This window comes from Mobilisporobacter senegalensis (genome assembly GCF_003752155.1).
Taxonomy (GTDB): domain Bacteria; phylum Bacillota; class Clostridia; order Lachnospirales; family Lachnospiraceae; genus Mobilisporobacter; species Mobilisporobacter senegalensis.
In genome coordinates this window covers 52139-76033 of the sequence record NZ_RJVG01000015.1, presented here as the reverse complement: position 1 = coordinate 76033, position 23895 = coordinate 52139, and the positions used below count along the sequence as shown (strand labels likewise).

General features: G+C 33.0%; 25 protein-coding genes. 22 read left to right on the top strand and 3 right to left on the bottom strand.

The features are described from left to right. Positions 1-329 precede the first annotated feature (329 nt). The 8 genes from EDD66_RS17215 to EDD66_RS17180 all read left to right on the top strand — a co-directional run bounded on the left by EDD66_RS17215 (position 330) and on the right by EDD66_RS17180 (position 5342). Positions 330-566, top strand: a complete 237-nt coding sequence (locus EDD66_RS17215; RefSeq protein WP_123610828.1) for a helix-turn-helix transcriptional regulator — start codon at positions 330-332, stop codon at positions 564-566. Beyond that, complete coding sequence (gene def / locus EDD66_RS17210) at positions 566-1015, top strand: peptide deformylase (RefSeq protein WP_123610827.1); 450 nt, start codon at positions 566-568, stop codon at positions 1013-1015. The genes EDD66_RS17215 and def overlap by 1 nt, the downstream gene beginning before the upstream one ends. A 189-nt stretch (positions 1016-1204) precedes the next feature. Further along, positions 1205-1525 carry a PadR family transcriptional regulator gene (locus EDD66_RS17205; RefSeq protein WP_123610826.1) on the top strand — a complete coding sequence of 107 codons (321 nt, stop codon included), beginning with the start codon at positions 1205-1207 and terminating at the stop codon, positions 1523-1525. Positions 1526-1540: 15 nt separating this feature from the next. Then, the gene (locus EDD66_RS17200) at positions 1541-2086 is read left to right on the top strand and encodes a DUF2812 domain-containing protein (RefSeq protein WP_123610825.1); all 546 of its coding nucleotides are present in this window, start codon (positions 1541-1543) and stop codon (positions 2084-2086) included. A 253-nt stretch (positions 2087-2339) separates the two neighbouring features. After that, positions 2340-2999: an amino acid ABC transporter permease gene (locus EDD66_RS17195; RefSeq protein WP_123610824.1), complete on the top strand. Its 660-nt coding sequence runs from the start codon at positions 2340-2342 to the stop codon at positions 2997-2999. Continuing rightward, positions 2980-3636 carry an amino acid ABC transporter permease gene (locus EDD66_RS17190; protein ID WP_123610823.1) on the top strand — a complete coding sequence of 219 codons (657 nt, stop codon included), beginning with the start codon at positions 2980-2982 and terminating at the stop codon, positions 3634-3636. Before EDD66_RS17195 ends, EDD66_RS17190 begins: the two co-directional genes overlap by 20 nt. A 14-nt stretch (positions 3637-3650) precedes the next feature. Beyond that, positions 3651-4397, top strand: a complete 747-nt coding sequence (locus tag EDD66_RS17185; protein ID WP_123610822.1) for an amino acid ABC transporter ATP-binding protein — start codon at positions 3651-3653, stop codon at positions 4395-4397. 108 nt (positions 4398-4505) lie between these two features. Then, positions 4506-5342, top strand: a complete 837-nt coding sequence (locus tag EDD66_RS17180; RefSeq protein WP_123610821.1) for a cysteine ABC transporter substrate-binding protein — start codon at positions 4506-4508, stop codon at positions 5340-5342. A gap of 126 nt (positions 5343-5468) precedes the next feature. On the opposite strand, the gene EDD66_RS17175 is transcribed toward EDD66_RS17180, so the two are convergent. The 3 genes from EDD66_RS17175 to EDD66_RS17165 form a co-directional block, all read right to left on the bottom strand. Then, on the bottom strand, positions 5469-5762 hold the full coding sequence (locus EDD66_RS17175) for a hypothetical protein (RefSeq protein WP_123610820.1): 294 nt from the start codon (positions 5760-5762) through the stop codon (positions 5469-5471). Positions 5763-5796: 34 nt separating this feature from the next. Further along, positions 5797-6120 (bottom strand): DUF2752 domain-containing protein, encoded by a 324-nt coding sequence (locus EDD66_RS19040; protein WP_408632116.1) that lies wholly within the window; start codon positions 6118-6120, stop codon positions 5797-5799. A gap of 320 nt (positions 6121-6440) precedes the next feature. Further along, positions 6441-8045 carry a CvpA family protein gene (locus EDD66_RS17165; protein WP_123610818.1) on the bottom strand — a complete coding sequence of 535 codons (1605 nt, stop codon included), beginning with the start codon at positions 8043-8045 and terminating at the stop codon, positions 6441-6443. A 289-nt stretch (positions 8046-8334) separates the two neighbouring features. Between EDD66_RS17165 and rimO the strand changes: the two genes are divergently transcribed. The 14 genes from rimO to smc all read left to right on the top strand — a co-directional run bounded on the left by rimO (position 8335) and on the right by smc (position 23864). Further along, the gene (gene rimO, locus EDD66_RS17160; RefSeq protein ID WP_123610817.1) at positions 8335-9672 is read left to right on the top strand and encodes a 30S ribosomal protein S12 methylthiotransferase RimO; all 1338 of its coding nucleotides are present in this window, start codon (positions 8335-8337) and stop codon (positions 9670-9672) included. Further along, positions 9656-10198: a CDP-diacylglycerol--glycerol-3-phosphate 3-phosphatidyltransferase gene (gene pgsA / locus EDD66_RS17155; protein WP_123610816.1), complete on the top strand. Its 543-nt coding sequence runs from the start codon at positions 9656-9658 to the stop codon at positions 10196-10198. The genes rimO and pgsA overlap by 17 nt, the downstream gene beginning before the upstream one ends. A gap of 2 nt (positions 10199-10200) precedes the next feature. Beyond that, positions 10201-11454: a competence/damage-inducible protein A gene (locus EDD66_RS17150; RefSeq protein WP_123610815.1), complete on the top strand. Its 1254-nt coding sequence runs from the start codon at positions 10201-10203 to the stop codon at positions 11452-11454. Between the two features lie 122 nt (positions 11455-11576). Further along, positions 11577-12203, top strand: a complete 627-nt coding sequence (locus EDD66_RS17145) for a hypothetical protein (protein ID WP_123610814.1) — start codon at positions 11577-11579, stop codon at positions 12201-12203. A 32-nt stretch (positions 12204-12235) separates the two neighbouring features. Then, positions 12236-13111 carry a MurR/RpiR family transcriptional regulator gene (locus EDD66_RS17140; RefSeq protein WP_207667814.1) on the top strand — a complete coding sequence of 292 codons (876 nt, stop codon included), beginning with the start codon at positions 12236-12238 and terminating at the stop codon, positions 13109-13111. 71 nt (positions 13112-13182) lie between these two features. Then, entirely contained in the window at positions 13183-14415 is a 1233-nt protein-coding gene (locus EDD66_RS17135) for a BaiN/RdsA family NAD(P)/FAD-dependent oxidoreductase (protein ID WP_123610813.1), read from the top strand. Between the two features lie 68 nt (positions 14416-14483). Further along, positions 14484-15164 carry a (d)CMP kinase gene (gene cmk, locus EDD66_RS17130; RefSeq protein ID WP_123610812.1) on the top strand — a complete coding sequence of 227 codons (681 nt, stop codon included), beginning with the start codon at positions 14484-14486 and terminating at the stop codon, positions 15162-15164. Between the two features lie 4 nt (positions 15165-15168). After that, positions 15169-16011: a 4-hydroxy-3-methylbut-2-enyl diphosphate reductase gene (ispH, locus tag EDD66_RS17125; protein WP_123610811.1), complete on the top strand. Its 843-nt coding sequence runs from the start codon at positions 15169-15171 to the stop codon at positions 16009-16011. Then, positions 15999-17099, top strand: a complete 1101-nt coding sequence (gene rpsA / locus EDD66_RS17120; RefSeq protein WP_123610810.1) for a 30S ribosomal protein S1 — start codon at positions 15999-16001, stop codon at positions 17097-17099. The genes ispH and rpsA overlap by 13 nt, the downstream gene beginning before the upstream one ends. Positions 17100-17198: 99 nt before the next feature. Beyond that, entirely contained in the window at positions 17199-17987 is a 789-nt protein-coding gene (locus tag EDD66_RS17115) for a CheR family methyltransferase (protein ID WP_123610809.1), read from the top strand. Positions 17988-18116: 129 nt separating this feature from the next. Further along, positions 18117-19130 (top strand): phosphate acyltransferase PlsX, encoded by a 1014-nt coding sequence (plsX, locus tag EDD66_RS17110; RefSeq protein WP_123610808.1) that lies wholly within the window; start codon positions 18117-18119, stop codon positions 19128-19130. Between the two features lie 14 nt (positions 19131-19144). Continuing rightward, positions 19145-19375, top strand: a complete 231-nt coding sequence (gene acpP, locus EDD66_RS17105) for an acyl carrier protein (RefSeq protein WP_123610807.1) — start codon at positions 19145-19147, stop codon at positions 19373-19375. A gap of 192 nt (positions 19376-19567) precedes the next feature. Further along, positions 19568-20263: a ribonuclease III gene (gene rnc / locus EDD66_RS17100; RefSeq protein WP_123610806.1), complete on the top strand. Its 696-nt coding sequence runs from the start codon at positions 19568-19570 to the stop codon at positions 20261-20263. Positions 20264-20303: 40 nt separating this feature from the next. Further along, complete coding sequence (gene smc, locus EDD66_RS17095) at positions 20304-23864, top strand: chromosome segregation protein SMC (RefSeq protein WP_123610805.1); 3561 nt, start codon at positions 20304-20306, stop codon at positions 23862-23864. Positions 23865-23895: the final 31 nt, after the last annotated feature.

The following is a 23895-nucleotide window of genomic DNA, read 5'->3' as shown; positions in this document are numbered from 1 at the left end:
TTCAGTGTCATATGTTTATTTGGGAGAGTCTGATCTATCATGTGAATACCTCCTTAAAAGAAGGGCAGAGATCACACTAATACTATATTTTTGTGTAGGACTAAACGCAACCAAAACTTAAAAAAAAGAATTTAAAAAATTATTTTAGGAAAATAATAGCAAAAACTATGTGCAAGAGTAAATTCCATTTTTATTATTTTGTGATTTTAAAAAACGGAATTAAAAATTTCACATTACGAAGGTCAACTTGACTTATATTAATTATAATGATAGAATATATGTAAGGTAAACATTACATATTGCAAATACATATATTAAGAGGTAATTTTATGAAAAATAGAATTCGTGAATTGCGTGAAAGAATTGGTATTACACAGGAACAATTAGGCAAGAAGGTAGGGACATCCCGTCAGGCGATTAATGCAATCGAAACTGAAAAGTTTGAACCTTCTATATGGTTAGCTTATGATATAGCTAATGTATTTTGCTGTACGATTGAAGAAGTATTTATTTTTAATAAAAGTGAAAGAAAATCAAGAGCAGAGATGAGCAGAGGTGAAGTATAATGGCAATAAGGCAATTAAGGTATAATGAGGATGAAATACTGAGAAAAAGATGCAAAGAAGTAAAAGAAGTAAATGATAATATCAGATTATTACTTGATGATATGCTTGAAACTCTTCACACTACACCAAATGGTGCAGCAATTGCAGCAAATCAGTTAGGAATATTGAAAAGGTTAGTAGTGATTGATATGGGGACAGGAATATATAAATTAGTTAACCCCCAAATTATCGGAATGAGCGGAGAACAGGAATGTACAGAAGGCTGTTTAAGCTTTCCAAATAAATTTGGTAAGACGATCCGGCCTATGAAAGTCACAGTACAGGCCATTGATGAAAATGGTAGTGAGCTTATTTTGGAGGGAGAAGGAGAGATGGCAAAATGTTTATGCCATGAGATCGATCATCTGGATGGGATCGTATTTACCGATAAAGTAATAGAATGGTTATAAGGAATTAGATTAAGAACTATCAGCTTTTTGATAAGATGATGGTTCTTTTTATTATGAGAAAAACCTTCTTTACTGTAATATGAGAAAAAGTATGTTGACAGACGATATATATCGTGATACGATATATAAAGAAATATGTCGCAGGACGATATAACAGGATGCGATAGAATATAGAAAGAAGGGAAGCAGATGAAGACTAAGATTGAACCATTAACAGAAAGCTATTTCTATATTTTACTTTGTCTATATAATGGGGCAAATCATGGATATGGAATTATGCAGGATACTCTAAATTTATCGGGTAACAGAGTCAGGATTGGATCAGGTACGATGTACGGTGCAGTCAGCAATATGATGAAGAAAGGCTGGATAGTGGAAACGAAGAGTGATAATCCGGAAGATGAAAGAAAACGATTATATAAAATTACAGAGTCAGGAAGAAGTATTTTAAGTGAAGAGATTAAAAGACTCAATGAGTTAGTAGAGAGTGCCAATAAAATCATTCATTAGTGGAGGGAATGGCTTATGAGTAAATCAAAAAAGAGGTCATATAAAGTATATACTGCATGGAATTATGATAAAGAAGAACAGGATTTAAATAAACAATCTGAAAACGGCTGGCAATTAGTGAAAGGCGGATGTTTTCATAGTGTTTTTGAAAAGAATAACAATGTGATATATCGTCATAAAATTGATTTTAATGGGGATATGATAAAAGATTCTATTGAAAAACAAAGATATATAGATATGTTTGAAGAACAAGGGTGGGAATATATTAATACAACTTTTAATGGATGGAGCTATTTTAGAAAAGTTTATAATGAAAATATACCGGAAAAGGAATTCGATATTTATACAGATAACTCATCTTATATAGAGATGTTGGCACGTTGGATCAGAGTAGCCAGAATCATTCAGATATTTGAAGTATTAATAATGATTTTTCAATTTATCACAACAATAATCCATCAGTATTCTATTGATTATTTCTTCTTTATATGGACGCTATTACTCACCTTGTTTTTACAATTTGGTGTTGTGCAAATGCAAAAGAAGTATAAACATTGTTAGAAATCAGTGAATGTATTTAGGCAGTAAATTGTTTATGATATAAGAAAGGAGATTTGAATTCAATGAGAATTTAAATCTCCTTTTTCTATAAAAATTTTCTTCTTAGTATTGACAAATACGGTATAGAAGAATATAATATCACAAAACCTACTAAAATGATAAGTTTAATATAAATATATATTTTAAGTATCATCTCACTTGAAATTATATATATTTATTAAAATAGGTTTTTCCAGAAAGGCAGTGTAAAACGATGAACTTTGAATTTATACAAAAAGTGATTCCTATGTACGTAAAGGCGGCCTATGTTACCCTTTATGTTGGGTTTTTAGGAATCATGCTTGCAGTTATTATTGGACTCATATGTTGCTTTATCTCATACTTTAGGGTAAAGGGATTGAATCGTATCATAAAGATATATATTGAATTATCCAGAAATACTCCTCTGCTGGTCCAAATATTCTTTCTTTATTTTGGATTACCTCAATTAGGATTAAAACTAAGTGGAACGGTATGTGGTGTGATAGGTCTTGGATTCTTAGGAGGAAGTTATTTCTCTGAATCTTTTCGAAGTGGACTTGAAGCAGTATCAAAATCCCAAATTGAAACAGGTTTAAGTATTGGCTTAAATAGATGGCAGCTGATCAGATATGTTATTTTACCTCAGGCTTTTTCTATATCTATTCCTCAAATAGCAGCCAATTTTATATTTTTATTAAAAGAGACTTCAATATTAGCGGCAATCGCCATACCGGAACTCGTTTTTACTGCGAAGACATTAATTGGACTTTACTATAAAACCAATGAAGCCTTACTTTTATTAACAGCAGGCTATTTGGTTTTAATTCTTCCGTTTTCAATTATATTTCGAATTTTAGAGAGGAGAGTACGTCATGCAGAGTTTGGGTCCTAAGGTAATCATAGATAATCTTCCATTATTATTAGATGGACTTGGTAATACATTATTAATTGCTTTTATTTCAATGATCATATCCATTGCAACAGGTTTTTTATTCGGAATATTACGTACCTCCAAAAATAAATTACTTAAATTGATAACAGATATCTACCTTGAAGCATTTCGTATTGTACCTATCATGGTTTGGCTGTTCATAATGTATTTCTTTGTTCCGAGAGCTCTTGGAATATCCGTATCCGGAGAATTTGCTGCAATTACCATATTTGTCATGTGGGGAACAGCTGAGATGGGAGATATCGTCCGGGGTGCGCTGGAGTCGTTACCAAAAAGCCAGTTAGAAGCCGGATTATCTGTGGGGTTAAGTAGATCACAATTGTTCATCTATATACAATTGCCCCAAGCAATTAAACGTATTGTTCCAGGTGCCATTAGTCTCTCTACCAGAATGATAAAGACTACATCTTTAGTAGTGCTTATTGGTGTTATTGATATAATCAAGCGTGGACAACAAGTTATTGAAAGGACGAAAGAGGCATTTTGGATTTATGGATTTTTATTTGTCGTATTCTTTATTATTTGTTATCCATTATCCATCAGTTCAAAAAAGCTTGAAGAGAAATGGGCAAACTAGTCAGGGAGGTTTATATGGAAGCATCGAAAGAAGTTTTACTTAACATAAAAAATTTACATAAGAATTTTGGTGATAGAGGAGTCTTAAAAGGCATTGATCTGGTACTTCATAAAGGCGAAGTTCTTGTGATTCTGGGACCTTCCGGATGCGGTAAATCAACCTTACTTAGATGTGTAAATGGGTTAGAGAAAACGAATCAGGGAGATATTATTTTTCAAGGGAAAAGTATTTATGATAAAGATATAAAAATGCGTGAAATAAGACAAAAGATTGGAATGGTATTTCAAAGCTATGACTTATTTGCCCACATGACAGTCATTGAAAATATTTTGCTGGGACCTATGAAATCCCAAAAAAGAGAGAAAGAAGAAGTTCTTGCTCTTGCCAGAATGCTGTTGGAGAAAGTCGGGTTAGGAGATAGAGAGAATTCTTATCCTAGAGAATTATCAGGAGGACAAAAGCAAAGGGTTGCCATCGTTCGCTCTTTATGTATGAATCCAGATATCATTCTATTTGATGAAGTGACTGCTGCACTTGATCCTGAGATGGTAAGGGAAGTTTTAGAAGTTATCTTAAATCTGGCAAAGCAGGGCATGACTATGATGATAGTAACCCATGAGATGAACTTTGCCAAATCCGTTGCTGACAGAATTATATTTATGGATGAAGGAGTGATCGTGGAAGAATCTTCACCCACAGAATTTTTTGAGAATCCTAAAACAGAAAGGGCAAAACAATTTTTAAATAAGTTTGAATATTAACAGAATGCTAAAGTTTATTAATGAAGCTGGAAATTCAATCGTTATTTAATATGAATGTTTAACGTTCATATTTTATATAGTAAATAAAAAGAAGAGGAGAATAGTATCATGAAAACATTTATCAAGAAATTAGGAATCATTTTTACTGTATTAACATTAATAGTAGGTTTGACTGCTTGTCAAAAAACTTCAGATACAAAGGGTAGTTCTATTGATGCGATCAAAGAAAGAGGAAAAGTTATTATTGGGGTATTTGGGGATAAACCACCTTTTGGTTATGTAGATGAAAATGGTGACAGTGTTGGTTATGATGTATATTTAGCACATCAGATAGCTAAAGATTTATTAGGAGATGAAAATAAAGTTGAATTTGTAATTCTGGAAGCAGCAAATCGTATCGAATACTTAAAATCAAATAAAGTGGATATTGTACTGGCTAATTTCACAGTAACGGAAGAAAGAAAACAAGAAGTTGATTTTGCCGAAGCCTATATGAAAGTTGCATTAGGTATTGTAGCTCCGGATGGTTCACAAATTACTTCTGTTGATGATCTTAAAGGTAAAAAATTAATTGTAAATAAAGGTACAACAGCAGAATTATTCTTTACCGAAAATTACCCTGACGTTGAATTGATCTCTTATGAACAAAACACTGAAACATTCCAGGCATTGGTGGATGGCAGAGGTGATGCTCTGGCACATGATAATACATTATTATTTGCATGGGCATATGAAAATGCAGGATTTAAAATTGTAGAAGGTAATCTTGGAAGCCAGGATGCTATTGCACCGGCAGTATCAAAGGGAAATACTGAATTACTTAACTGGTTAAATGATGAGATTAAAACTTTAACTGCAGATGGCTTCTTTGAAAAAGCATATGATCAAGAGCTAAGGTCACATTTTAGCCCAGACACAAATCCAGATGATGTTATATTTAGATAATTTAGCGAACAATAAATAAGAAGAGTTATGTTACAAAACTGCTTTTATTTCCAAGGCAGCAGCAAATAAAAGAGCCATTCCTACATATATGTAGAAATGGCTCTTTTTGGCTTTTGTATAATTATCTTAATAATAACCATAACCGCTGGACATACTGGCAATCATTGCTCCAATTACGGAACTAAAGAGTAAACCAAGTACAATACCAATAGCGGCAAAAATTAACATGGCACGGCAGTAATTTCTTCTGCTGATATTCCCTGTCTTACCAAATCCCCAAATAAACATCATTACGATATTCACGCAAGGAATTCCCAAAATAATAATTGTCAAAATCCATTCACCTAATGTTAAAGGTGCTTCCAGTTGTTGACCATTGTTTGGTTCAAAAGTAGTCTGGTCAAAATTGTTGTTGTCCATTATTTATCCTCCTTAATTATACGTAACTAATCTATTAACGCTTCATATATTGAATGAATGAAAATAGTTTAGATAAAAGATTATCTTCTCTATAAAGCATAGGCTCTACATTAGGATAATACATCTTCATCCGGTATATATAGAAGCAAATAAAGATTAATATACATATTATACCATAATACTTTATAAAATCTATATATTTTTTTAATAAAATATTTAGAATTAAATAAAGGAGGCAGCCGATAATCACGAGCACTAATAATGGGTGCATCTGAAAAGATTCCACAAAATGGCCAGTTAACAGTAGTTTGGTCGCTCTTGTGATACCACATGCCGGACACGGAATTCCAAACAGCATTACGCTAAAGCATACTGTTCCAAGAAAATAATTCAAAATAGATAAAGATGCAATACATATTAATACAGCAAAACAGTAATTTTTACAAAAGTTAAGGATATCCTTCAATTCCATTTCCCCCATTATGCGTATTTATCAGGCAGATAATTGGGGAACTAATAAATATTCTAAATTTGTGATACAACTCATACAAATTCCTTCGCTCCAACGCTCCTTCCGCTTAGCTTCCGCTCCGGAATTGTATTATTTGTATCACAAAGAACTACTCTTTGGAGTTTCCCAATTATCTGATTTATTTATCATGTGTATAAAGAATAAGATTACTTTATATCTAGAACTGTATTGACAGAAGCTCCCTCTGTATATGAAAATGTTACGGTATCACCAACATTATATTTAATAATATTAATATTTTCTCCAACTAAAACATCAAAGATAGAGTCAGATCCGTTTACCATAATATAATAATGAGAGTTTCCATCGCTTACAGCCTCTGCTATTTTAGTGATATTTCCAGTAATTGTAGGAAGGGAGGTGGTATCGGGAACTGTAATCCCATTCGTTTTCAACATTGCGATATAGGTTTTCTCACATTCACTAACGGTATCTCCAATAGCTACGGTCTGGTATTTTTCAATATTAACCATGGCATATTTTTTCACAAGACCGGCTTCATCTTTCAGTGATATAAAATAAGTTGGTTCTCCTGCAATGTTTAGCAGCAATGGAAAAGTTGCAGTGTATCCAAGATGTTGTACCTGACCTTCTGCAGAACTCATTGCAGAATATTCTTCTGCGCCGGATACCGGATAATATCTGGTTTCAGCAGTTCTTTGATTCATAATTACAAATCCTACATTAGATTCGTCACCACCAACGGAAGTAACGCCGGTATAGACCCATACATCATCATTTAATACGATATAATTATAACCATCTGTTGTCTGCAATGCATCTTTTTGGCTGAATATTGAATTTAAATAACCATGTTTTAAGGTTCCATAATAATCATAATATGAAATAAGCAGTTCAGCATTATAAACCCGGTCGATCCATTGGGGCACTTCATTTATTTTATAATCAATGGTCTCTCCGGTGATTGCATTAACCAAAACAACATTACGAATCGTTTGACCGCCGAATAGACCAATGGAAAAATCTTTGACTGGGCAGATATAATATGGAGTACCATTATCATCGATTTCGAAATTTAAAGTATCGAAAATATAAGTAGGATATTTAAATCTGATGTAACGGTTAATATTTCTGCCAAAATGCTCAGCATGGGAATATTTCATTCCTTCTTTTAGCTTTACTAATTCTGTATCCTGATTTGCCATGTTAATTTTCATATAAGCAGGAATACCATTTTTGTTATTTGTGATCCATTTAAAAAAACTACCGTATTTTAAAGGAGTAACACGAACAGGAGTCCCCTGGTAATTTATCTGGGTATAATCATTTGCAACTTCAAATTGAGATACATATTCAACGATGCTGCCCATTTTTCTAGAACCTAATAAGGTTGCAGAATCTTTATCCAGAATAGGAATCTCCTTGTAGGATAATTGCTCAATATCCTGATTAAAATCCCCTTCTGAAATGTTTATTAATTTTTGATATTTGGAAGCATTAATAATAGGAGAGGATAATAAACTTCCTATAATAAATACAACTACAAGCCCGCAAGTAATAAGTCCACAAAGTTTAAAAAACATATTCTTAGGCAGGCCCTTTGGATTCGTTTCATGTCCGTTAAAACTTGATATGCCAATAGCTATTGTAAGTACGATAAATCCAACTATCATAAAAAACCAAAAACCTGCGGAATGGATATTGATTGCAGGAAGTGTAAGGTAATAGTAGATATATCCAATGATACATAAAATAACGACTGACAAACCAATCATTTTTATTTTTTTCATATGTCCTCCTTGGGAAAACTAAAATTTTCTTAAATCATAACATGTAAAGATTAAAAGTCAATTAGAAACAGCTAAAAATTTGTAAAGTAATAAATAAATGTTTGATTTTAAATGAAAAACTGTTAGAATGTATATGGTTAATTGTATTATAAAGTGGAGCTTAATTCAGGTGTGGTTTTACCACATCTGAATCTTAGTGACACTTATCTAGGGACGTAGCAGCTGTTATCTCCCACTTTAGAAGTGGGAGTTTTACAGCTGGTAGTCATCAGATAGAAGGAGAAATTGAATGAATATACTATTTGTATCATTAGGATGTGACAAAAATCTCGTAGATAGTGAGGTTATGTTAGGCTTAATCAGAGAAAAAGGTTATAATATTACTAATGATGAGAAAGAAGCAGATATCATTGTGGTAAATACATGTTGTTTTATAAATGATGCCAAGGAGGAAAGTATTCAGACCATTCTTGAAATGGCTGAATATAAAAAGACCGGTGTCCTAAAAGCTCTGGTTGTAACAGGATGTTTAGCAGAGCGTTATAAGGCTGAGATTCAGGATGAAATCGAAGAAGTTGATGCAGTACTTGGAACTTCCAGTTATGAAAATATTGTGGAAGTTATTGATGAAGTATTAATTGGGAAAAAAATTCAAAATTTTAAAGATGTTAATTATCTTCCCGATGGAAAAAGAAATCGTATTAATACCACAGGTGGATTTTATTCCTATCTTAAGATTGCAGAAGGCTGTGATAAACATTGCACTTACTGCATCATTCCAAAGGTAAGAGGGAATTATAGAAGTGTACCAATGGAGAGGTTAATGGAAGAAGCCAAGAGCTTAGCCGATACAGGAGTAAAGGAATTAATCTTAGTGGCACAGGAGACTACTTTATATGGTGTGGATCTCTATGGTAAGAAAAGTCTTCCTTCCTTATTAAAAGAGTTCTGTAAGATAGACGGAATTGAATGGATACGTATACTTTATTGTTATCCAGAAGAGATTACAGACGAATTAATTGAAGTTATGAAAGAAGAAGATAAGATCTGTAATTATCTTGATATGCCGATTCAACATGCGTCTGACAATATCTTAAAACGAATGGGAAGAAGAACGAACAAACAGGAATTACTTGATATTGTTGCTAAATTAAGAAAGAATATACCAGATATCTCTTTAAGAACTACTTTAATTACTGGATTTCCAGGAGAAACAAAAAAAGATCATGAAGAATTGCTCGACTTTATAGACGAAGTAGAATTTGACAGACTGGGCGTATTTACTTACTCCATGGAAGATGATACACCTGCCGCTAAGATGGAATCACAAATTTCAGAAGAAACAAAGATAGAACAAAGAGATGAAATTATGGAACTTCAACAAGAGATTTCATATGAATTATCCGAAAGAATGATTGGAAAAACACTAAAGGTCTTCATCGAAGGAAAACTTCCAGATGAGAATGTATTTATAGGAAGAACTTATAAAGATGCTCCAAATGTAGATGGATTTATCTTTGTAAATTCTGATAGAGAATTAATGTCAGGGGATTTTGTAGTAGCACAAGTAACAGGTGCAAAAGAATATGATTTGATTGGAGAGGTTGTAGATGAATTTACCAAATAAGATTACTATTTTAAGAGTATGCATGATTCCGTTTTTCTTGATTTTTATGTTGATCCCGTCTATTCCATATAACCAATATATTGCAGCAGTTATTTTTGTGATAGCAGCTCTTTCCGATGCAGTGGACGGCCATATTGCCAGAAAACACAATTTAATTACCAACTTTGGAAAGTTCATGGACCCACTTGCAGATAAACTATTAGTAAGTGCTGCACTGATCTGCTTTGTAGAATTAAGATTAATTCCAGCCTGGATAATCATTATTATAATAAGCAGGGAATTTATCATCAGTGGTTTCCGTTTGGTCGCATCTGATAACGGAGTCGTAATTGCAGCTAGTTATTGGGGCAAATTTAAAACAGTTGCTCAAATGATTATGTCAGTACTTCTTATAGTAAACTTTGATGGTATTTTGTTTAATACAGCAGAACAAATATTAATATACGCATCTTTAATACTCACTATAGTTTCCTTAATTGATTATCTATGGAAGAATAGAAAGGTATTAAACGAAGGGAGCAAATAGGAATGACAGTGGAATTAATCAGCGTAGGTACAGAAATTTTACTTGGTAATATTGTTAATACAAATGCGGCTTATCTTTCAGAAAAGTGCGCTGAACTTGGATTATCGTTATATTATGAAACTTCTGTAGGAGATAATGAAGGAAGGCTTAAGAGCATCTTAACAACTGCATTGTCCCGTTCAGATATTATTATATTAACAGGCGGTCTTGGGCCAACTGCAGATGATCTGACGAAAGAGGTTACGGCGAAAACTTTAGGGTTAGAGCTGGTATTGGATACTCATACGAAAGAACGTATTGGTGAATATTTTAATAAGATCGTTTCTCATGGTATACCGGATAGCAATTGGAAACAGGCTGAAGTCATTGAAGGTGCAATTATAATTGATAATACCAATGGAACAGCACCAGGTCTGATTGTAGAAACACAGTATGGAAAAAGAGTTATTTTACTGCCAGGACCACCCAATGAAATGATACCCATGTTCGAGCAAGATATTTTTCCTTATTTAAACAGACTCAGACCCCATGTATTTTATTCAGCAATGGTAAAAATCTGTGGCATTGGAGAGAGTAAAGTAGAAGAAGGAATAAAGGATCTAATGGACAGGCAGGAAAATCCTACGATTGCTCCTTATGCCAAAACAGGTGAAGTTCATCTTCGTGTAACAGCCAGTGCAGATACATTAGAAGAGGGTATGAATTTAGTTAAGCCAGTGGTAGAAGAATTAAAGGAACGGTTTAAGGATAATATATATACTACAGATGAAAAAGAGACTTTAGAAGAAAATGTTGTAAAACTTCTTAAGCAAAACAACTTAACATTAGCCACTGCAGAATCATGTACTGGTGGTTTGCTCACAGGTAAAATTGTTAATGTTGCAGGTGCTTCAAGTGTTCTTAATTCTGGATTTATCACATATTCTAATGAATCTAAAAGACAGTTTTTAGATGTATCGGAAGGTACTTTGAAAGAATATGGTGCAGTAAGTGAAAAAACTGCAGGAGAAATGGCAATGGGAGCTGCCAGGGCAACCAATTCAAACGTAGGAATTGCCATAACCGGACTTGCCGGACCAGATGGCGGTACAATAGATAAGCCCGTTGGATTAGTGTATATTGGTTGCTTCCTAAATGATAAAATTACGGTAAAAGAATATCATTTTAGGGGCAATCGGCAAAAAATCCGGGAGTATTCAGTAGTGAATGCCCTTGATTTATTAAGAAGATCCATTATAAACAATAGTAATTTTTAATTTTAAAACAAATCTTTCTTTCTTTTGACATAAAAATGACCCATTTTTATTTTAATGTGAATATGTGAAACATATAAAATATCTTTTGTTAATTAATGGTAATGTTCAAAGGAGAGTCAATTATGAAAAAGAATATAAAGAAGAATATAAAAAAGAATTTCAGCTATATGATTTTATGTATCTTATTAACTATGAGTTTAACAGTTTTTAGTGGTTGTAAGAAAGATGAAACAAAAACAAAGGAAGAAACAGTAACTGAAGATACAGGCAAAGAGGCTGATGATATTACACCGGATGATACATCAGATGAAGAGAAAGAAGATACAGAGAGTAATTCAACAACAGAAGAGACTCCGTCCGTTCCTGAGACCAAAGATTTATTAATTTATGGCATTCAAAATGAAACTCTTCAAAGTGAGCAGGTTACGGTTACTGTTCCAAAAGCAAGCGAAATTACAGCAGAATTTATCGTAAGCCAGGTAGTGGATGTTTTTGCAGATAATTCATTAGAAATTGGAATTGATAGTGTTACTGAAGAAGGAGATAAAGTAATCGTTAGCTTTATGAAGGATAAGGCTCCCTTAGTCAATGTAGGATCAGGAGTTGAAATTACGGTATTAGATAGTATTTCTATGAGTTTACTTGATAATCTTGATACTTGTAAGAATGTGATTTTTAGAGTAGAAGGGGAAGCGTATGCCAGTGGTCATGTTGAACTGGACAAAGATGAAGTTTACAAATGGAAATAATAAAAAAATAATCTGTGGGGAGAATTATAAGGATGCAAACAGATTTACTTTCCAATATTAATAATAATTACAATCATTTTAGCAAGGGGCAGAAGCTCCTTGCTAACTATATTTTAAATAATTATGAAAAAGCAGTTTTTTTAACTGCGGCCAAACTGGGTAAAATTGTGGGGGTCAGTGAATCAACAGTAGTCAGATTTGCAACGTTACTCGGTTATGATGGTTACCCAAAACTTCAACGTGCACTTGAAGAGATGGTAAAGAACAAATTAAATTCTGTCCAACGTATGGAAGTTACCTTTGACAGAATTAACAGGGACAATATATTAAAATCGGTTCTCCACTCTGATGCTGATAAAATTCGAATTACTTCTGAAGAAATTGATGAAAAAGCTTTTGAAGTAGCCGTAGATACAATTTTACAGGCAAAAACAATATATATTATTGGAGTAAGAAGTAGTGCTCCGCTGGCAAGTTTCTTAAATTATTACTTTAATATCATTTTTAAAAATGTAAAATTGATCAGTACAAATAGTGCCAGTGATTTATTCGAACAGCTATATCGTTTGAATGAAGAGGATGTAATTATAGGCATCAGCTTTCCGAGATATTCCATGAGTACATTAAAGGCCATGGAATTTGCAAGCAGCCGCGGTGCACATAGTATAACGATCACTGATAGTTATGATTCGCCTTTAACTACGAATTCCAACTGTAATCTGATCGCCAGAAGTGATATGGCTTCCGTTGTTGATTCGTTAGTAGCACCTTTAAGTGTCATTAATGCTTTAATTGTTGCAGTATGCTTAAAGAAACAGGATCAAATAGTGGATACATTTGCCTCCTTAGAGAAAATATGGAGTGAATATAAAGTATACCGTAATGATGAGGACAATGATATAAAGTGAAACTTGATTCAAATGTGGTTTGGGTCACGTTTAGGTTTCGCTGAACTTATCCAGAAACATGGAGGACAATGATGAGTAAGGTATTAGTGGCAGGTGGTGGACCTGCCGGGATGATAGCAGCAATTTATGCAGCAAGAGCAGGGCATGAAGTGATTTTATTTGAGAAGAATGAAAAGCTGGGAAAGAAGCTATATATTACCGGAAAAGGAAGATGTAACATTACGAATGCCTGTGATATCCAGGATTTATTTGATAACGTAATTTCAAATAGTAAATTCTTATATAGTTCCTTTTATTCTTATAATAATTTTGATGTTATCGACTTTTTTAAAGAGATTGGTCTTGAAACAAAAATCGAAAGAGGAAATCGTGTATTTCCTGTGTCTGATAAATCTTCTGATGTTATTTCAGCATTATCACAAGAACTTCGAAAACAAAATGTAATGATTGAATATAAGAGCGAAGTCACAGACATAATCATAAAGAACAAATCTTTTCACGGTATTAAAGTAAATGGCGATAAAAAAGAGATTTTAGGAGATAAGGTGATCATAGCCACTGGTGGCTTATCATACAAGGTAACCGGATCAACCGGAGATGGTTTCCGTTTTGCAAAAGAAATGGGACATAGAATTACAGAACTTTATCCTTCTTTAGTTCCTTTTAATATTAAAGAAACATTTATCAAGGAACTACAAGGATTATCTTTACGTAATATCAGTATAAGGATCACATCCCAAAAGAAAGAAATCTATCAGGATTTTGGAGAATTGCTATTCACTCACTTTGGAGTGAGTGGTCCGGTTATATTAAGTGCAAGCAGTTTTATAATACCTTATATGAAGAATAGAGATATTGAATTATTTATAGATTTAAAGCCAGCCTTATCTATAGAACAGTTAGATAGTCGAATTCTAAGGGATTTTGAAGAATTTCGCAATAAACAATTTAAGAACGCATTAGATAATTTATTTCCAAAGAAGTTAATTCCTGTTATAATTAGGCTTAGTGAAATTGATCCAGATAAAAAAGTAAATATTATTACTAAGGAAGAAAGATTGAAATTAATTCATGTAATTAAAGGTTTTAAATTAAGCGTCAGCAGCCTGAGAGAATATAATGAAGCGGTTATTACAAAGGGTGGTATTGCTGTAAAGGATATTGATCCTTCAACTATGGAGTCAAAATTAGTATCAAATGTATATTTTGCGGGTGAAGTCATGGATCTGGATGCTTTAACAGGTGGATTTAATCTTCAGATAGCATGGTCAACGGGACATACTGCCGGAGTATCAATGGAATAGAAAGTAATTGGAAAGCTTCAAAGTATTTGCTTCCAATCACTTATAAATAAGCTTAAGGAGAAAAGAGTATGAGTTATAGTATTGCAATCGATGGACCTGCCGGAGCGGGTAAAAGTACAATTGCAAAAAATATTGCAAAAAAATTGAAATTTATCTATGTAGATACAGGTGCTATGTACCGTGCTATGGGACTTTATTTTTTGCAAAATAATATAAAAATAGAAGAAACTGATAAGATAAACCAGGCATGTTCTAATGTAAATATATCCATAGAATATGTTGAGGGTGAACAGCAGGTTCTGTTAAATGGAGAAAATGTAAATGGTCTGATACGTACCGAGGAAGTGGGAAAGATGGCTTCTTCTTGTGCAACTCAAAAGCAAGTCCGTTTAAAATTAGTTGAATTACAAAGGGAATTAGCAAAAAAGACGGATGTTATTATGGATGGAAGAGACATCGGTACATATGTACTTCCTGAAGCAAATCTTAAGGTATATCTTACTGCAAGCTCAAAGGAACGTGCAGGGAGAAGATGGAAGGAACTTACAGATAAGGGTATAAAATGTGATATTAATGATATAGAAAAAGACATAATTGCAAGAGATGAGCAGGATATGAATCGTGAATTTGCGCCTCTGAAGCAGGCAGAAGATGCTATTCTTGTAGATTCCTCTCATTTGACAATTGATGAAGTTATTGATAGAATTATTGAATTATACCAACATAAAAGCAATTCATTAAAGGGATGATAAAATGGATATAAAATTAGCAAACAGCGCAGGTTTTTGTTTTGGCGTAAAACGGGCGGTAGATACAGTTTATAATGAAATTAAAAATGGTCAGAAAGTATATACTTATGGTCCAATTATTCATAATGATGAGGTTGTGAATGACTTAAAGGAAAAAGGTGTCGAAGTCATTCGAAACATAGAAGAATTAAATAATATCACAGAGGGCACAATTATAATAAGATCTCATGGAGTATCTAAAGATATCTACGATATTATTAAGAATAAAGGTTTAAAGCTGGTGGATGCAACTTGCCCATATGTTCTTAAAATTCATAAAGCTGTGAAAAGACAATTAGAGGAAGGCAGAGAGATTGTTATAATAGGAAATGAATCCCATCCTGAGGTTCAGGGTATCAAGGGTTGGTGCAATAATAAAGCTACAGTTATAGAAACTATAAATGAAGCTAATGATTACCACGTAAGCGAGGGTGCAAAACTATGTATTGTTTCACAGACGACATTTAATTACAAGAAATTTAAAGATTTAGTTGAAATTATTTCAAAAAAGGGTTATGATATACTTGTTATAAATACGATATGTAATGCTACTGAGGAACGTCAGACAGAAGCAAGAGAGCTTGCAAGCCAGTCTGATGCGATGATAGTGATAGGTGGCAAGCATAGTTCTAACACACAAAAGTTATATGAAATATGTAAAAAAGAATGTGAAGATACTTACTATATACAGACACTCAGTGACCTAGATTTAGAGCTTTTTAAATCTTTTCGTAGCGTAGGTATTACCGCAGGGGCTTCGACCCCAAACAATATTATCAAGGAGGTTCAAATTGCATGTCAGAAATGAGTTTTGAACAATTATTGGAAGAATCATTAGTAACAATACACAATGGAGAGGTTGTAGAAGGCACTATCATAGGTGTAAAAGAAGATGAAATCATCTTAAATATAGGTTACAAGGCAGACGGTATTATAACTAGAAGCGAATACACAAACACACCTAATGTAGATTTAACTACACAGGTTTCAGTTGGTGATAAGATGCAGGCTAAAGTACTTAAAGTAAATGACGGAGAAGGACAAGTTCTTTTAACTTATAAGAGATTAGCTGCAGAAAAAGGTAACAAGAGATTAGAAGAAGCATTCAACAATAAAGAAGTATTAAAAGCTAAGGTTGCAAGTGTTCTAAATGGTGGATTAAGTGTAATTATTGATGAAGCAAGAATTTTTATCCCTGCAAGTTTAGTGTCTGATTCTTATGAAAAGAATTTAGAAAAATATGCTGGTCAGGAAATTGAATTTGTAATTAGCGAATTTAATCCAAAAAGAAGAAGAATCATTGGAGACCGTAAACAGCTTTTAGTAGCTAAAAAAGCAGAACTTCAAAAAGATTTATTTGCAAAGATCAGTGCCGGCATGACCGTAGAAGGAACTGTAAAGAATGTTACAGATTTTGGTGCATTTATCGATTTAGGTGGAGCAGATGGATTACTTCATATTTCTGAAATGTCTTGGGGCAGAGTAGAAAATCCTAAAAAAGTATTCAAAGTTGGCGACACAATCAAAGTATTAATTAAAGAAATTCAAGGCGATAAAATCGCATTAAGTTTAAAATTCCCAGAAGAAAACCCATGGAAAAAAGCAGAAGCAAATTATGCTGTTGATAGCGTAGTAACTGGTACTGTTGCAAGAATGACAGATTTTGGTGCCTTTATTGAACTTGAACCAGGTGTAGATGCATTACTTCATGTATCTCAAATTTCAAAAGATCATGTTGAAAAGCCTTCTGATGTTCTAAAAGTTGGACAAGAAGTAACAGCTAAAGTTGTTGATTTTAACAGTGATGAAAAGAAAATTAGCTTAAGCGTTAAAGCATTAGAAGCTCCAAGCGAAGAAGTATCTGAAAAATCAGAAGAAACAACAACAGAAGAATAATTTGTTGTAATGTATTGGCTGTCTCAAAACTTATATTTTTTTGAGGCAGCCTATTTTTTTTCACGAAAGCAATGAGAAGAATACAAAGGGGTGGATGTAATGGTAGGTAGTTACGAGACGTTTAAGGAACAGGTTTATAAATTGTCTAATATTGATCTTAATGCTTACAAAGAACGTCAGATGAAGAGAAGAATTGAGGCATTAATCACAAAAAATAATTTTAATTCATATGATGATTATGTAATTGCATTAAGAACAGATAAAGATAAATATACAGAGTTTATTAATTATATTACAATTAATGTTTCAGAATTTTTTCGAAATGTAGATCAGTGGAAATTATTAGAAAATGAAATGCTTCCTTATTTATTTGAGAATTTTGGTAAAAATCTAAAAATATGGAGTGCTGCATGTTCCACTGGGGATGAACCTTATTCTTTAGTCATGCTATTATCAAAATATATTCCAATGAGTAATATTAAGATTATAGCTACAGATATTGACAAGCAGGTATTAGAAAAGGCCCAAGTAGGATTGTATAATGTTAAGAGTTTAGCAGGTTTGCCAAATGAATTTTTAACGAAATATTTTACGATGGTCAATGATAGGACATATCAGATATCTGACAGTATTAAAGCTTGTGTTGATTTTAAGCAACATAATTTGTTAAAAGATGAGTACCCTAGTAATTGTGATTTGATTGTGTGTAGAAATGTATTAATTTATTTTACTGAAGAAACGAAAGATATGATATATAAAAAATTCAATAAAGCATTAAAAAATAATGGTATTTTATTTGTAGGCAGTACGGAACAGATCATTCAGCCACAAACAATGGGATTTTCATCCTTCCGATCCTTTTTCTATAAAAAAGCTAATGAAAAATAATGGGTTTTTTCCTATATTTTATTGAAGATTTCCATGGCTGAACTGTAATAATATTTTTGTAAATTTACAGTTGATTTATAGAATAATATCTAGTATATTATGTATAGACACTGACAGGGAGGAAGAATAATGCAAGATGTGGTTAAAATTGCAGTTGATGCAATGGGTGGAGACAATGCACCAGGTCAGATCATAAAAGGCGCAGTGGAAGCTGTAAATGATAGAAAAGACATAAAAGTATTTCTTGTTGGTAAAGAAGATATCATAAACGCTGAATTGAAGCAGTATGACTTTAATGCAAACCAGATTGAAGTTATAAATGCAAATGAAGTAATATCCAATGATGAAGCACCTGTTATGGCCATTCGGAGGAAGAAAGAATCTTCTATTGTAGTATCTCTTAACCTGGTTAAGAATGGAGATGCTGATGCTTTTGTTTCTGCAGGCAGTACAGGGGCAGTTTTGGTTGGTGGACAATTTATTGTAGGAAGAATTAAAGGAGTAGAAAGACCGCCTTTAGCACCACTCTTGCCTACGATTAAAGGAGTTTCCTTATTAATTGATTGTGGGGCGAATGTAGATGCAAGATCATCCCACCTGGTACAATTTGCGAAGATGGGTTCTATCTATATGGAAAATGTAGTAGGAATTAAGAATCCAAGAGTTGCAATTGTAAATATTGGGGCAGAAGAAGAAAAAGGTAATATGTTGGTAAAAGAAACATATCCTTTACTAAAGAATTGTCCGGATATCAATTTTATTGGAAGTATTGAGGCCAGAGATATTCCATATGGAGGAGCGGATGTAATTGTTTGTGAAGCCTTTGTTGGAAATGTTATCCTGAAATTATACGAAGGTGTTGGCAGTGCAATTATCAGTTCTGTGAAAAAGGGATTGCTAAGTTCCTTTCAGAGTAAGATCGGTGCCTTACTTATCAAGAAGGACTTAAAGAGAACTCTGAAATCATTTGATGCATCTGAACATGGAGGTGCACCGCTTCTGGGACTGAATGGATTGGTTGTAAAAACTCATGGAAGTTCTAAGAGTACAGAAGTCAAAAATTCAATTATTCAATGTGTTACATTCAAACAACAGAGAATTAATGAAAAAATAAAAGAAAATCTATCTATGAATGAAGATTAAGAAAGGTGATTAGGATGGAATTTGAAAAATTACAAAAAATTATTAGTGAAGTATTAAATGTAGACAAAGATGAAATTACAATGGAGACTACTTTTGTAGATGATCTTGGAGCAGATTCTTTAGACATTTTTCAAATTATTATGGGAATAGAAGAAGAGTTTGATATTGAAATTGCTAATGAAGAAGCAGAAAACATTGTAACAGTAAGTGATGCAGTAGATCAAATCAAGAATGCTCTTAACTAACTATATTAAGGGTGTCTCAATTTTCTGTTGAGACACCTTCTTTATATATAAAGTGGAACTTAATTCAGGTGTGGTTTTTACCACAACTGAATCTTAGTGACACTTATCTAGGGACGTAGCAGCTGTTAACTCCCACTTTAGAAGTGGGAGTTTTACGGCTGATAGTCATCAGATTAAGAAAGGGGGATTTCTATGTCTTATACAGACAATACAAATAAATTTGAAAAAATAATTGGTTATCATTTTAATGAGAAAATGCTTTTAAAGCAGGCATTTACTCATAGTTCCTATTCCAATGAAAGAAAATTGAATAAATTAGCGAATAATGAAAGGTTAGAATTCTTAGGAGATGCCGTTCTTGAATTAGTCACCAGTGAATTTATTTTTAATGATTATCCGGATATGAAAGAAGGGGATATGACAAAATTACGTGCCAGCATTGTTTGCGAACCAACTCTTTCTTTGTGTGCAAAAGACATTGAATTAGGGGAATATCTGCTTCTTGGAAAAGGGGAAGACCTAACCGGTGGAAGAGAACGTAATTCTATTCTTTCAGATGCTCTGGAAGCTTTGATAGGAGCCATATATCTTGACGGTGGTTTTACTAATGCAAAAGAGTTTATCAGTAAGTTTATACTCTCTGATATTGATAATAAGAAACTCTTTTTTGATAGCAAGACTATCTTGCAAGAGATTATACAAAGTAGTTATAAGGAGCCTTTAAATTACAATTTATTAAGTGAAGAAGGTCCTGATCATAATAAAAAATTCACCGTAGAAGCTGTGATAGAAGGAAAAGTTTTGGCCAAAGGAGTAGGCAGGACAAAAAAGGCTGCGGAACAAGATGCAGCATATAAGGCTATTTTAAAAGTAAAGAACAAAATATAAGGTGAATATATATTCATCCTGAGAAAGGGTTATATAAAATATGTATTTAAAAAGTATTGAAGTTCAGGGGTTTAAATCCTTTGCCAATAAAATATTATTTGAGTTCCATGATGGTATTACTGGTATTGTCGGGCCTAATGGCAGTGGAAAAAGTAACGTTGCGGATGCCGTAAGATGGGTACTTGGTGAGCAAAGTGCAAAACAGCTAAGGGGTAGTAAGATGGAGGATATTATATTCTCTGGTACTGAAACAAGAAAACCTCTCGGACTTGCTTACGTTGCTATCACTTTGGATAATAAAGATCATAAACTTCCCATTGAATATGATGAAGTAACCGTTGCCAGAAGAGTATATCGATCCGGTGAGAGTGAATATTTAATCAACGGTCATAGCTGCCGATTAAAAGATGTTCAGGAGCTATTCTTAGACACTGGTATTGGTAAGGAAGGTTATTCGATTATTGGACAGGGCCAGATTGATAAAATTCTTAGTGGAAAGCCGGAAGACCGCAGAGAATTATTTGATGAAGCTGCTGGTATCGTAAAGTTCAAAAAGAGAAAGGCAATTGCCGGGAAGAACTTAGAAGAAGAGAAACAGAACCTTTATCGTATCAATGATATCCTTATTGAAATAGAAAAACAGGTCGGTCCATTAGAAAAGCAATCATCTGTTGCAAAAGATTATTTAAAATTAAAAGAAGAATTAAAAGAGTTAGACGTAAATATGTTTCTATTAGAATACGATAGAATACATGATAATACAGGAGAAGTAAATAAGAAGTTAGAAATTGCAACGAATGATTTAGAACAAACCCAAATTGAATATTCAAGTACCAAAGAAGAATATGATAAATTGGAAGTTCAGATTGAAGAATTTAATGCAGAACTTGATAAAAACCGGAATATACTTAGTGAGAGTAAACTTCGTAAAGAAAAATTAGAAGGCGAGATTAAGGTATTAAAAGAACAGATCAATACTGTGCTTCAGAACGAAGAGCATTATAAAGGAAGAGTTTCTATTATTGAAGCCAATATCGCAGACAAACAGAATGATTTAGATCGTTACCAAAAAGAAAAACAATCAATTGATGAGAAATTAAAATCATTAGGTGACATTCAGGCAAAAGCAAGTATAAAGTTAAATGAAATTTTACAAAATATCATTAATTATACGAAAGAAATTGAAAAGTGTAATAGCGAGATTATGGAATCTTTAAATGGAGATACCAATATTAAAACAAGTTTACAGCGCTATGAAACTATGCTTGAGCAGAATAATATAAAGAAAGTTTCTTTAAGCAGGCAGCTTGTTAAGAATAAAAGTGATGAAGCTTCCTATGAAGATACAATTCGTATTCACAGTGAAGAATTAAATCAGTTCAGTGAAGAATTAAATAAATTAAATAAGGGGAATGGAGAAATTGAATCAGAGATCCAAAAAATTCAAGGAGTACTCCAAGGATTTCATCAATCTTTAAATGAAAAACAGCAGGAATATCATAGAGAACAGTCAAGACTGGATTCATTAAAAAATATTACAGAACGTTATGAAGGCTATGGAAATAGTATTCGTAAAGTCATGGAGCATAAAGAGAAGGAATCAGGAATTATAGGAGTCGTTGCTGATATCATTAAGGTTGAACAAACCTTTGAAACTGCTATAGAGATTGCATTAGGTGGAAGTATTCAGAATATTGTTACAGACAACGAGAATACAGCAAAAAGATTAATTGAATATTTGAAGAAAAATAAATATGGCAGAGCTACTTTTTTACCCCTTACCAGTATGAAGAATAAGATTCCGTTTAATCATGTGAATGCATTGAAAGAAAAAGGAGTCATTGGGCTTGCCAGTAATTTAATAACTGTAGAATCCCGTTTTACGGATTTAGTGGAATATCTCCTTGGCAGGGTGATTGTGGTAGATACTATTGATAATGCAATTGCTTTATCGAAAAAATACAATTACTCTTTAAGAATCGTAACAAAAGATGGGGAACAGTTTAATCCTGGCGGTTCTATGTCCGGTGGTGCTTATAAAAATTCAAGCAATCTAATTGGACGAAGACGTGAGATTGAAGAATTAGAGGGAACCATTCAGAAAATCGGCAAATCCATTAAACTTTTAGAATTAGATATTAATAACGAAAAAGAGAATAGAAACAAACAAAGAGATTTATTAGAGAGTAATAAAAAGAAGATCCAGGAAATTTATTTATTACAAAATACAGCAAAAATAAATCTTGCTCAGGCAGAGCAAAAGAAAAATGAAGCTATTGCCAGCTTTGAAGCAATCAATCGCGAGAGTAAAGAAATTGAGCTTCAAATGAATGAGTTGAAAGATAATATTACAAAATTAAATGAAACTTTACAATCAAGTGCTAGCAGGAATAAAGAAAATGAGATTAAAATTGAGGAGATCAATCAAAAATTAGAAGCTGAGAAAAAATTTGAAAAGGAATATAGTGACCAGGTTGCCGGGTTAAAGATGGAATCTTCCAGTTTGGAACAAAGTAATCAATTTGCTCTAGATAATATAAGCCGTGTAGAAAAAGAAATTAATAAGCTTGAGGAAGAATTGCAGGAGATGATTACAAGCAAGGCAAAATCATCTCAAATTATGGATGAAAAGAAAGTAATTATTGAGAGTACAGAAGAAGAGATTACCTCTCTGAATCAGTCCGTGTCAGAAATTGAAGAAGTAATACGGCAAATCCAAAAGGATAAAGAGGAATTATCAAGAAGCCATAAATCTTTTTTTTCAAAACGTGAAGAACTGTCAGAACGTATTAATATGCTTGATAAAGAGTCCTTCCGCTTGTCAAATCAGGCAGAAAAGCTGTCAGAACAATTAGATTTTCAGATTAATTATATGTGGGAAGAATATGAGTTAACATATAGCAGCTGTTTACCACTTAGAAGTGATGAGGAAATTTCTTTATCACAGATGAAGAAATCTATCGGTGAATTAAAAAATAAGATTCGCAATCTTGGTGATGTTAATGTAAATGCCATTGAAGATTATAAGAATCTGATGGAACGTTTCGAATTATTAAGTAGTCAGAGAGATGATTTAATAAAATCGGAAGAAGCATTAATTAATATCATCAATGAATTAGATGTTTTAATGAGAAAACAATTTGAAGAGAAGTTTCATGAAATTAACAAACAATTTGACCATGTGTTTAAAGAATTATTTGGTGGCGGTAAGGGTACTTTAGAATTGATGGAAGATGAAGACATCTTAGAGGCAGGAATCCGTATTATTGCCCAGCCGCCAGGAAAAAAACTTCAGAATATGATGCAATTATCCGGTGGTGAAAAGGCATTAACAGCGATTTCTCTCCTATTTGCAATTCAGAATTTAAAGCCGTCTCCATTCTGTCTATTGGATGAAATTGAAGCGGCACTTGACGATTCTAACGTTAAGAGATATGCTAAATATCTACATAAGTTAACGAAAGATACACAATTTATTATCATTACACATAGGAGAGGTACAATGGCATCTGCAGATGTATTATATGGTATCACAATGCAGGAAAAAGGAGTATCTACTTTAGTTTCCGTTAACTTAATTGAAAATGAATTAGATAAGTAACTGACAATAAGCAATATATATAATAGAGGTG